Source organism: Bacillus sp. TL12 (genome assembly GCF_022625245.1).
Taxonomy (GTDB): domain Bacteria; phylum Bacillota; class Bacilli; order Bacillales; family Bacillaceae_G; genus Bacillus_A.
In genome coordinates this window covers 41,825-53,937 of sequence record NZ_JAJJBY010000003.1, presented here as the reverse complement: position 1 = coordinate 53,937, position 12,113 = coordinate 41,825, and the positions used below count along the sequence as shown (strand labels likewise).

Below are 12,113 nucleotides of genomic sequence, written 5' to 3'. Positions count from 1 at the left end.
GAGGGAGAATTTTATGAAATATGTAATCGGTATCATAGGCTTGATTATTGTGCTAGGCATTGCATGGTTAGCTAGTAATAATAGAAAGAAAGTGAAATATCGTCCTATTGTAACGATGATTGTACTTCAGTTTATTTTAGGATTTTTACTATTAAATACAAGCATTGGAAATGTACTAATTGCCGGGATTGCAGATGGTTTTGGACAGTTGTTAAAGTATGCTGGTGATGGTGTTAATTTCGTATTTGGCGGTCTAGTAAATCAAAAAGAATTTTCGTTCTTTTTAGGAGTATTAATGCCAATTGTTTTTATATCAGCTTTAATCGGTATTTTGCAGCACATTAAGGTATTGCCAGTCATTGTAAAAGCGATTGGTTTAGCTTTAAGTAAAATAAATGGGATGGGGAAACTTGAATCGTATAATGCGGTGGCTTCAGCAATTTTAGGACAATCAGAAGTGTTTATTTCTGTTAAGAAGCAACTAGGTTTACTATCAGAAAGAAGATTATATACATTATGTGCGTCTGCAATGTCTACAGTTTCGATGTCCATCGTCGGATCCTACATGGTTTTATTAAAACCACAGTATGTTGTAACCGCTTTAGTACTTAACTTGTTTGGTGGATTTATTATTGCTTCTATCATTAACCCATATGAGGTTACTGAAGAAGAAGATATGTTAGAAGTACAAGAAGAAGAGAAAAAGACCTTTTTCGAAGTATTAGGGGAGTATATAATTGATGGTTTTAAAGTTGCTATTACAGTAGCAGCTATGCTAATTGGATTTGTTGCTTTAATTGCTTTCATTAATGCTGTGTTTAAAGGTGTAATCGGTATCTCATTCCAAGAAATTCTTGGTTATGTATTTGCGCCGTTCGCATTTATGATGGGAGTTCCGTGGCATGAAGCTGTGAACGCAGGGAATATTATGGCAACAAAACTTGTATCAAATGAATTTGTAGCTATGACAAATTTAGCGCAAGGGAACTTTAATTTCTCTGGAAGAACAACAGCTATTATATCTGTGTTCCTTGTTTCATTTGCGAATTTCTCTTCAATTGGAATTATTGCAGGAGCTGTTAAGAGTTTGAATGAAAAACAAGGGAATGTAGTAGCAAGATTCGGTTTGAAATTACTTTTCGGTGCAACGTTAGTAAGTTTCTTATCAGCAACGATTGTGGGCTTACTATATTAAAAGTTTCATAGAATATAAAAAGGATTGGTGATTAAGATGAGAATGGTAGATATTATTGCAAAAAAACGTGATGGTAAAGAGTTAACAACAGAGGAAATCGGGTTCTTTATTGAAGGATATACAGATGGAACAATACCTGATTATCAAGTGAGTGCGCTGGCAATGGCTATCTTTTTCCAAGACATGTCTGATCGTGAACGTGCTGATTTAACGATGGCCATGGTGAATTCTGGAGAAACAATTGATTTATCAGAGATTGAAGGGGTTAAAGTAGATAAGCACTCAACTGGTGGTGTTGGGGATACAACAACATTAGTTTTAGGACCATTAGTAGCTGCTTTAGATGTACCAGTTGCAAAGATGTCTGGCCGAGGTTTAGGACATACAGGTGGTACGATTGATAAATTAGAAGCAGTAGAAGGCTTCCATGTTGAAATTACGAAAGAACAATTTATTGATTTAGTGAACCGTGATAAAGTTGCAGTTATTGGACAAACAGGAAATTTAACACCTGCTGATAAAAAAATCTATGCACTACGCGATGTAACTGGAACAGTGAATTCGATTCCATTAATTGCAAGTTCGATTATGAGTAAAAAAATTGCAGCTGGTGCTGATGCAATCGTTCTTGATGTTAAGACAGGTGCAGGCGCATTCATGAAAACGGAAGAAGATGCGAATGAATTAGCACATGCTATGGTACGAATTGGAAATAATGTTGGGCGTCAAACGATGGCTGTTATTTCAGATATGTCGCAACCGCTTGGTTTTGCGATTGGTAATGCGCTTGAAGTGAAGGAAGCGATTGATACGTTAAAAGGAGAAGGGCCAGAAGATTTAACAGAATTGGTGCTTGTATTAGGAAGTCAGATGGTCGTGCTTGGTAAGAAAGCAAATACATTAGAAGAAGCACGTGAAATGTTAATCGAAGTGATGAAAAACGGAAAGGCAATCGAGAAGTTTAAAGAGTTCTTACACAATCAAGGTGGGGATAGTTCGATTGTAGACAATTCAGAAAAGTTACCACAAGCAAAATATGTCATTGATGTACCAGCAAAAATTTCAGGTGTTGTATCTAACATTGTGGCAGATGAAATTGGTATCGCAGCAATGCTTTTAGGCGCAGGACGTGCGACAAAAGAAGATGAAATTGACTTAGCAGTTGGTTTAATGTTACGTAAAAAAGTGGGCGAAGTTGTAAAAGAAGGAGAACCACTTGTTACGATTTATGCAAATCGTGAAAACGTAGAAGATGTAAAAGGGAAAATTTATGAAAACATTTCTGTATCAGAAACTGCTGAAACTCCTAAATTAATTCATACAATTATTACTGACTAAGTACATTTTGAGGGGGAAATCACATGGATAAAAAAAGATATATTGAAGAAGCGACAAAAGTGTTAGAAAAAGCGTATATTCCATATTCTAAATTTCCTGTTGGTGCCGCGCTAGTTACGAAAGAAGGTAAAGTGTATACTGGTTGTAACATAGAAAATGCTTCTTACGGTTTATGTAATTGTGCGGAAAGAACAGCTATATTCAAAGCAGTATCAGAAGGGGAACGAGATTTCAGTTATTTAGTAATCACAGGTAAAACAGATAATCCAATCTCGCCATGTGGAGCTTGTAGACAAGTTATTGCGGAATTTTGTGATCCGAAAATGCCAGTGTTGCTAACAAACTTAAAAGGTGATGAAAAAGAAGTAACGGTTGAACAATTACTGCCAGGGGCTTTTACAATCGCAGATTTATCTTGAATGTAAGAGTGTTTTAAATTATGAAGTAATCGGATTAGAGATAACGAGATTACATGCTAAAAAGAGCCATGATTTCTAAATATAGAAATTTGGCTCTTTTTATGTTGCTATTATTTTGCGAAATTGTTTGCTCAGCTCAATTTTAGATTTCATTTTCTAAGGTTCATACGATTTTGTGCATGCTGTAAAGTAGGCGGAGTTACGTTTTCTCCGTTAGGATCTACAATCGTTGTATTTAATAAAATGGAATCTAAACTCCCGCGAAATTCTTTCATATAGTTTTGTCGTAACATTTGTTGTTCCTGTTTTTCAGTTTCTTTTAGCCCGGTCGTTCTTTCTTTTTTTGCTAGTTCATTAATACGAAATAATATATTTTTCATTATGTTCACCTCTTGTTCTTAATTATAAAATAGTTACTTACTAATTTATAGTAATTGTAGTATTTCTTTTTGATTATGTCAATAGTTAGTTGTAAATGAAAAAGGCACTCTTTTTTCAAGAAGAGTGTCTAACTGTACGATATTAAGTTCATCCATCATTTTTATAAATGATTTCTATTAAAATAATTCATTTTATTTATTTGTGTTTTAAATATATAATGGCGATTAGATGAGTGTAAAGAAACAGCTGTTTCATGGATGATTAAAGTAGAGAATAAACGTTCTTCAGAGACTTGTTTAATGTGAAAATATGTGAGTTAGTAAAACCAACTAAATTTATGAGAATGATTATTTTTATTGGAGTTTTGTTAAATGATGGACTGTGTTTTTGCGTAAATGGAAAACCGTATAGCTTACATATTCATTTTCGCATTATTATAGAGATATGATTATAAAAAGAAAAGTATCCAGACGGTATAGGATCGTACAACAGGAGGAGTAAGTATGGAGCTGCGCCATTTGAAAACTTTTATTATTGTAGCGGAAAGCGGTGGCTTTACAAGGGCTGGAGAACAACTTGGGTATACGCAATCGACAATCACCAATCATATTCGATCGTTAGAAGAAGAGATTGGGAGTCCATTATTTGATCGCCTTGGCAAAAAAGTAATTTTAACTGATATAGGGGAGCATATGCTTTCGTATGCGCATAAAATATTGGAATTATCAAATGAAGCATTGGAATCATCTCAAATGAACGGGGAATTTTCAGGGACAATACGCATTGGAGCGAATGAGTCTTTAATGATTTATCGATTACCTGCTGTTTTATATGAATTTAAAAGAGAGTATCCACAAGTACATATCATTTTACAACCATCAGAGAGTCAAGAATTGCACAATGAACTAAAATCAGGGAAATTTGATTTTGCTTTATTTACACATCCAGAACAACTAGGTACGGATATCGTTACCCATTCTCTTGTTCAAGAGAAGATTGTGCTTATTGCTCCGCCGAAACATCCACTCACAAAAAAAGTGAGCGTTAGCCCTGCTGATTTAGAAGGAGAAATGTTGTTGCTTACAGAGCCAGGGAGTTACCGAGATTTGTTAGAAAGACGGATTAAAGAAGAGGGTATTAACTGTTCTCATATTCATTTTTGGAGTATTGAAGCGATTAAACAAACTGTTATGTGTGGGTTAGGAATATCTTATTTACCATTTATAACGGTAAAAGAAGAAATCGAGCAAGGCAAGTTAAGTGTACTACCATGGACGTATAGCGAGGATTTCGTTACAACTGAATTGGCGTATCATAAAAGTAAATGGTTAACTCCTGCAATGAAGAAATTAATTGAAATGATAGAAAAGCATGCAGAGGAATGGAAAGAATTCGCTTGATTCTCTGATCTGAAAGTAGGCTGAAAAAATATACATTGGGGTAGATAGGGGGAAAAGTAATGAATGAAAGAGTAATGAATGAGGGAGTAAAAGAAGTAGCGCTTGTCGTAATTGGATCATTATTGTTTGCGATTGGAATTAACTTTTTTGCTATTCCAAATAGATTATCTGAAGGTGGCATTATTGGACTTACAGTTATTACATATTATTTATTTGAATGGTCACCAGGTACTGTAAACCTGTTAATAAATGCAGTATTACTTGCAATTGGATATAAGTTTTTTGATAAAAAGACAATGGTGTATACAATACTTGGTATTGTCTCTTCATCTTTCTTTTTATATATCACAGAAGATATAGCGACTCCGGTAAATCATGATACATTATTAGCTGCTCTATTTGCGGGTGTTTTCGTTGGCGTTGGTTTAGGATTTATGTTCCGGGCAGGTGGTACATCAGGCGGCTCTGCCATTCTAGCACAATTAGCAAATCAATATTTAGGTTGGAGTGTTGGAAAAGGTGTATTAATTATTGATATCGTCGTTATTGCAGGCTCCGTATTCATTATTGGACAGGAAAAAGCGATGTATACGCTGGTAGCGGTATTTATCGGTGCAAAGGTTATTGACTTTATTGTGGAAGGATTGAATACAAAGACCGCTGTAACGATTATTTCAAACTACCCAGATATGATTAGAGAATCCATTATGAAGAATATGACACGTGGTGTAACGGTATTAGAAGGAAAAGGCGGTTACACAGGAAATAACAAAGAAGTATTATATATTGTCATTAATAAACAAGAGCTCATGCAATTAAAGAAAGTCGTGAGTCAGAAAGATGAAAATGCATTCGTTGTTATTCACGATGTACGTGACGTGTTAGGTGGCGGCTTTAAAGCGAGTTAAAAAAACTGGTCCTCAATTTTGAGGGCCAGTTTTTTGTTGGAGTTGGTAAATAGATTGTTTAGCAAAAGAGTGTAAGAATGAGAGGAATCGTTTAGAGATGTATGATTTGTCTTAAATTGAATAACATGTATACAAAAATTAAAAGCTAGAGATTGTGAGATCATATAATATAGATAGATCTTTTAATTAAACTATTGTTTAAAGAAGGGGCTTTTTATAAATAGAACGAATTGATGTATGATTATGTGTATACATTTTGTTTTATTTTTATTTCGATGTTCGTAAGGTTGTTGAGTTCTAAGAGAAGGCAATCAATTATTTCAGAGGAGGATCTAAAAGGATGGATAATAGTAAGTTTATCGGCTATCTAGGAACGTATACGAGAGGAAACAGTGAAGGGATTTATAATTTCACGTTGGATACACAGGCAGCAACAATTAAGGAAGTGAATTTAGTAGCTAAATTAGATAATCCTACATACTTAGCTATTAGCCGAGATAATCGATTTCTGTACTCCGTTATTAAAAAAGGGGAGTTCGGTGGAGTGTCTGCTTTTTCTATTAATAATGATACAAAGCATCTCGAACAAATAAATAGCCAAGTGTTACGTGGGGCACCCCCATGTCATGTGAGTGTTGATAAAACAATTCAAACGGTAGTTTCAGCAAACTACCATAAGGGAACAATTGAGTCTTATATAGTAGATAGAGAAAACGGAACTATAAATCCAGTAACATCTGTTATTGAGCATAAAGGATCGGGTCCGAATAAAGAGAGACAAGAAAAGCCACATACACATTACGCAGGATTTACACCTGATGACAGATATGTAGTAGCTATAGATTTAGGAATTGATCAATTGATTACGTATAAAGAAAATAGAGGTGTTTTAACGGAAGTCAACCGATTGTCGGTTAAACCGGGAAGTGGTCCAAGACACCTTGTATTTCACCCAAATGGAAGATACGTTTATGTTATGACGGAGCTTAGTTCAGAGGTAATTGTTTTAATGTATAATAGCGAGAATGGTGAATTGCAAGAGGTTGAATATATTTCCACTATTCCAGACGAATTTAAAGAAAATAATCAAGGTAGTGCAATTCAAATATCTTCTGATGGTCGTTTTGTGTATGCGGCAAACAGAGGACATAATAGTATTACTGTTTTCAGTGTCAATCAAGATTCAGGGAAACTTATTTTTGTTGAGTCTATATGTACGGAAGGGGACTGGCCACGAGATTTTGCATTAGATCCTACTGAGAAATTCCTTATTGCTTTAAACGAAAGATCTCATAATATTGCAGTGTTTTCAAGAGATGAATTTACGGGTAAATTAAGACTTTTACAGTCTGATGTTACAGTACCTGATCCGGTATGCATTAAGTTTTTGAATGTGTAAGTCGAATTACTGTTTATAGAGGAATGTTATTCATAATGCTTAAAATTAAAAACGTATGTTCATTTTTATGAGCATACGTTTTTAATTTGTTTATTATAGGCCTATTAACAACTAGAAGAGGAGAGTATGCTATCAATCAAAATAGAATTCGATACGCTCATACTACAAGATATAATAAAAATCATATACCTCATTAGGGTACCTTAAGCTGAAGAACATATAGGCAGCAAAAAGAATCAAGATAAAACAAAGTGTTAAAGGTGATTATTTCAGCATTTTGAAAACGAACGTATCATCACTACAATCCCGTATGTTTAAAGATTTTTTAAAAATAGGCATGTAATTAGTTGCGCTTTATACCCCTTACCCGTATAATGTATGTAAAGAGAGTTGATTTCAATAACTGGGGTGATATTGATGGGGCATTGTGAAGATAATGAAACAAATCCAAAAATGGTTCCTCGTACAGAAGAGGAAATTCAAAATGTAATAAAACGTTTAAAGCGTATTGAAGGGCAAGTTCGCGGTGTTCAAAAAATGGTTGAAGATAATCGCTACTGTGTTGATATTTTAATCCAAATTTCAGCGATTAATGCAGCTTTAAATAAGGTAGGTTTTTCTTTGTTAGAACGTCATACAAAGCATTGTGTAGCAAAGGCAATTCATGAAGGGAATGGAGATGAGTCTATTCAAGAATTAATGAATGTCATAAAACAATTTTCAAAGTAGGGGGAATATACAATGGATAACCAAAAACATGTTACGCTTGGAGTTACAGGAATGACATGTGCAGCTTGTGCAACTCGGATTGAAAAAGTATTAAATAAAATGGATGGAGTAGAAGCTAATGTAAATTTAGCTATGGAAAAAGCAAGTATCAAGTATAATCCATCCCAGCAAGAAATCTCTACTATAAAAAATAAAATTGAAAAATTAGGCTATAACGTAGTAGAGGAAAAAGTTACTTTAGATATTGAAGGAATGACATGTGCAGCTTGTGCAACCCGAATTGAAAAGGTGTTAAACAAAATGGAAGGCGTTTCGAGTGCAACAGTTAATTTAGCTACAAACAGTGCGGTTGTAGAATACAATGAAGGCTTACTTTCTACAGAAAATATTTTAGAAAAAATTAAGAAGATAGGGTATAAGGGACAAATACGTAGTGAGGATATAGATCGTTCAGAGAGAAAAGAAGAGGTAATTAAGGAGAAAAAGCGTCAACTTATCATTTCTATTATCTTATCCTTACCTTTACTCTATACAATGGTAGGGCATATGCCATTTGATACGGGGCTACCGATGCCACATATTTTAATGAATCCATGGTTTCAACTTCTATTAGCAACGCCGGTTCAATTTTATATTGGTGGTCATTTCTATGTTGGTGCTTATCGTGCTCTTAGAAACAAAAGCGCGAATATGGATGTACTAGTTGCCTTAGGAACATCAGCAGCTTACTTTTATAGTTTATATGAAGCATTGAAAACATTGAGTAATTCGGCATACGTTCCTGATCTGTATTTTGAAACAAGTGCAGTTTTAATTACATTAATTCTAGTTGGAAAGTATTTTGAAACATTAGCAAAAGGACGTACAACAGAAGCAATTTCTAAATTATTGAGTTTACAGGCTAAAGATGCACTTGTTGTGCGGGAGGGTCAAGAAATACGAGTCCCCCTTGAAGAAGTAGTTATTGGAGATACGATTATTGTAAAACCAGGTGAAAAAATACCTGTGGATGGTATGGTAACTTCAGGGATATCTTCCGTTGATGAATCTATGATTACTGGAGAATCTATTCCAGTGGATAAAAAAGAGAGAGACGCTGTTATTGGCGCTACTATTAACGCAAACGGTGTTCTGACTATTAGAGCTGAAAAGGTTGGAAAAGATACAGCTTTAGCAGGCATTATTAAAATTGTTGAAGAAGCTCAAGGTTCTAAAGCGCCTATTCAAAGATTAGCAGATGTTATTTCGGGTATTTTTGTACCTATTGTTGTGGCTATTGCTTTAGTTGCTTTTATTGTATGGTATTTCTTTATTATACCAGGGGATTTACCAAAAGCATTGGAAGTCGGGATTGCCATCCTTGTAATCGCTTGTCCGTGTGCATTAGGTCTGGCTACACCAACTTCTATTATGGTTGGTACAGGAAAGGGAGCAGAGAAAGGAATTCTCTTTAAAGGAGGTGAATTTTTAGAAGGAACGCATAAAATCAATGCTGTGTTACTTGATAAAACAGGAACAGTAACAAAAGGGAAACCGGAAGTTACTGATGTATTAGAATTTGAACAAGGTATGCTCGATTATGCCATTTCTGCTGAAAGTGCCTCTGAACATCCATTAGCACATGCCATTGTTGAATATGGAAAGAAAAATGAAATTAAATTGAAAGATTTAAAGCAGTTTTCAGCCATTCCAGGTCATGGTATTGAAGCGAATATTGAAGATAAAAAAATCCTTGTTGGAACACGTAAATTAATGAATGAACAATCAGTAGAAATATCACAGCATGAAGAAGTTATGAAAGAATTAGAGTATCAAGGTAAAACAGCAATGCTTGTTGCAATTGACGGAAAACTTGCTGGAATTATCGCTGTAGCTGATACAGTAAAAGAAAGTTCAAAGTATGCGATTCAAACATTAAAAGAAATAGGGATTGAAGTATACATGGTGACGGGAGATAATAAACGTACAGCTGAAGCGATTGCGAAGCTAGTTGATGTTGATCATGTATATGCAGAGGTATTACCAGAAGATAAAGCTAACATTGTAGATGATTTACAAAAGCAAGGAAAACGAGTAGCAATGGTGGGAGACGGTATTAATGACGCACCAGCTCTTGCAAAAGCGGATATCGGTATGGCGATTGGAACTGGTGCAGATGTAGCCATTGAAGCAGCAGATGTTACTTTAGTTGGTGGAGATTTATCTCATATATCAAAAGCAATTGAGTTAAGTCGTAAGACAATGAAAAACATTCGTCAAAATCTATTTTGGGCTTTATTTTATAATGCGATTGGCATTCCGGTAGCTGCGGCTGGATTATTAGAACCTTGGGTAGCAGGGGCAGCAATGGCATTTAGCTCAGTATCTGTTGTGACTAACGCGCTTCGCTTGAAACGCGTCAAAATATAAATGAAATGGAGGAATGTACGATGACTATCACATTAAACGTACAAGGAATGACATGTAATCACTGTAAAATGGCAGTAACAAACGCACTTACAGAATTAGAAGGAGTACAAAACGTTGAGGTGCATTTACAAGAAGGAACTGTAAATGTAAAGTATGATGACACAAAAGTAGATGCAGACAAAATGAAAGAAGTTATTGAAGATCAAGGATATGATGTGAACTAATAGATAATCTCAATTATCTATTAGTTAAAAGGCCGCTTTATAAAAGGGGCCTTTTTCTTTTTAGTAATATATATTTAGGATAATGATATGTTATATTTTCTAGTTAATCGGATTTACAATAATGAAAACTTGATTAAGATGAAAAAACGATTAAAAAACAATAAATAGCCCGCGCATTTATTGTTTTTTTTGGCTAAATTACCAGAAACTACTGGCTTGTTTCATCATTCATTATCACTGAACTTTTCCTTTTGCATAGTTGAGGATTCTAGGTTGAAATGATAAATCACATGTAATCTATTCTTTTGCTTGAGTTTATCGCTAGGTGATTAATTGAAGGAAAATTCTAACGATAATACAATTAAATAAACTGGATAGATAGTTTTAAGGGGATTTATAGAACTTAAGGGGGATTGTTATGAAGCAATCATTTTTTATTGAAAATCGAAAAAGGTTAGCAGAAACATTGCCAGAGGAGTCTGTTACTATTCTATTTGGGGGACAGGCGCCTTATAAGTCGGCTGACGAACATTATAAATTTGTGCCAAATCGAAACTTCTATTATATGACCGGTATCGACGAGCCTAATATTATTCTTATGTTAAAAAAAGTAGGCAATGCAGTGGAAGAAGTGCTTTTCATTGAAAAAGCGGATCCGGTTCTTGAAAAATGGGTAGGCAAAACAGTTTCAAAGGAAGAAGCACAAACAATTTCAGGTATAAAAGCAATTGTGTACTTAGAAAGTTTTGAATCATCAATAGCACGGACATTTTTTGCAGAACATGTGAAGCATGTGTATTTAGATTTGGAGCACCGCGAGTGGGCAGGGACGCAGACAAGGACGTTGGCGTTCGCTAAGCATGTAAGAGAACATTATCCACATCTTTCAATTGGTAATGTCTATCCGAATATTTGTGAATTGCGAGTATTTAAAACTGATGAAGAAATTGAAAAAATAAAGGAAGCTATTATGGTTACAAAAGAGGGCATTTATAATGTGCTGAAGCATGCCAAAGAGGGTATGATGGAATATGAATTGGAAGCTCATTTTGATTTTACGCTAAAGTCATCCGGTATTAAGCATCATGCATTTAATATGATTTTGGCGAGTGGTAAAAATGCAACCGTGCTACATTATGAGGATAATGATTCTAAAGTTAATAAAGGTGATCTGGTGCTGCTTGATCTTGGGGCTCAGAAGGACTACTACAATGCTGACATCAGCTATACGTTCCCTGCAAGTGGAACATTTTCGAATCGCCAAAAACAGATTTACAATATTGTGTTAAAAGCACTGAGGGAAACAATTGAGATTGTGAGGCCGGGATTAAAATTCGCGGCATTAAATGAACATGCAAAAAAGGTGCTCGCCGAAGAGTGCAAGAAGATCGGTTTAATCCAAGAAAACTCAGAACTATCCAAGTATTATTATCATGGAGTGAGCCATTTTCTCGGTTTGGATACTCATGATGTAGGTTCGTATAAAGACCGAGTGCTGGAGGCTGGTATGGTCATTACAGTGGAACCTGGTTTATATATTGAAGAAGAGGAAATTGGAATACGTATCGAGGATGATATCCTAGTTACTGAAGAAGGATACGAAAACCTATCAAAAGATATGATTAGAACGGTTGAAGAGATTGAGAATTTCATGGGAACATACAATTTATATGTGAAAGAAAGGCAGATTGTTGCAAAATAATGGGGATAA

11 protein-coding genes are annotated in these 12,113 nt (G+C 35.0%); 10 read left to right on the top strand and 1 reads right to left on the bottom strand.

Features of this window, described 5'->3' with window-relative positions; all coding sequences use genetic code 11:
- The first annotated feature begins 13 nt into the window (after positions 1 to 13).
- The 3 genes from LOK41_RS03900 to LOK41_RS03890 are packed head-to-tail and all read left to right on the top strand — an operon-like array spanning position 14 to position 2,952.
- Entirely contained in the window at positions 14 to 1,195 is a 1,182-nt protein-coding gene (locus tag LOK41_RS03900) for a NupC/NupG family nucleoside CNT transporter (protein ID WP_241815338.1), read from the top strand.
- Positions 1,196 to 1,231: 36 nt separating this feature from the next.
- Complete coding sequence (locus LOK41_RS03895; protein ID WP_241815337.1) at positions 1,232 to 2,533, top strand: pyrimidine-nucleoside phosphorylase; 1,302 nt, start codon at positions 1,232 to 1,234, stop codon at positions 2,531 to 2,533.
- Positions 2,534 to 2,556: 23 nt separating this feature from the next.
- Positions 2,557 to 2,952 (top strand): cytidine deaminase, encoded by a 396-nt coding sequence (locus LOK41_RS03890; protein ID WP_241815336.1) that lies wholly within the window; start codon positions 2,557 to 2,559, stop codon positions 2,950 to 2,952.
- A gap of 149 nt (positions 2,953 to 3,101) precedes the next feature.
- Here LOK41_RS03890 and LOK41_RS03885 read toward each other — a convergent pair whose 3' ends face one another.
- On the bottom strand, positions 3,102 to 3,332 hold the full coding sequence (locus LOK41_RS03885) for a DUF896 domain-containing protein (protein ID WP_241815335.1): 231 nt from the start codon (positions 3,330 to 3,332) through the stop codon (positions 3,102 to 3,104).
- 504 nt (positions 3,333 to 3,836) lie between these two features.
- Here LOK41_RS03885 and LOK41_RS03880 point away from each other — a divergent pair.
- From LOK41_RS03880 to LOK41_RS03850, 7 genes are all read left to right on the top strand, one after another.
- Entirely contained in the window at positions 3,837 to 4,733 is an 897-nt protein-coding gene (locus LOK41_RS03880) for a LysR family transcriptional regulator (protein WP_241815334.1), read from the top strand.
- Positions 4,734 to 4,792: 59 nt separating this feature from the next.
- Positions 4,793 to 5,641 (top strand): YitT family protein, encoded by an 849-nt coding sequence (locus LOK41_RS03875; RefSeq protein ID WP_241815333.1) that lies wholly within the window; start codon positions 4,793 to 4,795, stop codon positions 5,639 to 5,641.
- Positions 5,642 to 5,981: 340 nt separating this feature from the next.
- Positions 5,982 to 7,040 carry a lactonase family protein gene (locus LOK41_RS03870; protein ID WP_241815332.1) on the top strand — a complete coding sequence of 353 codons (1,059 nt, stop codon included), beginning with the start codon at positions 5,982 to 5,984 and terminating at the stop codon, positions 7,038 to 7,040.
- A 417-nt stretch (positions 7,041 to 7,457) separates the two neighbouring features.
- Positions 7,458 to 7,769 carry a metal-sensing transcriptional repressor gene (locus tag LOK41_RS03865; protein WP_277818470.1) on the top strand — a complete coding sequence of 104 codons (312 nt, stop codon included), beginning with the start codon at positions 7,458 to 7,460 and terminating at the stop codon, positions 7,767 to 7,769.
- 12 nt (positions 7,770 to 7,781) lie between these two features.
- The gene (locus LOK41_RS03860; protein ID WP_241815331.1) at positions 7,782 to 10,178 is read left to right on the top strand and encodes a heavy metal translocating P-type ATPase; all 2,397 of its coding nucleotides are present in this window, start codon (positions 7,782 to 7,784) and stop codon (positions 10,176 to 10,178) included.
- A gap of 20 nt (positions 10,179 to 10,198) precedes the next feature.
- Entirely contained in the window at positions 10,199 to 10,402 is a 204-nt protein-coding gene (copZ, locus tag LOK41_RS03855) for a copper chaperone CopZ (protein WP_174101333.1), read from the top strand.
- A 418-nt stretch (positions 10,403 to 10,820) separates the two neighbouring features.
- Positions 10,821 to 12,104 carry an aminopeptidase P family protein gene (locus LOK41_RS03850; protein ID WP_241815330.1) on the top strand — a complete coding sequence of 428 codons (1,284 nt, stop codon included), beginning with the start codon at positions 10,821 to 10,823 and terminating at the stop codon, positions 12,102 to 12,104.
- Positions 12,105 to 12,113: the final 9 nt, after the last annotated feature.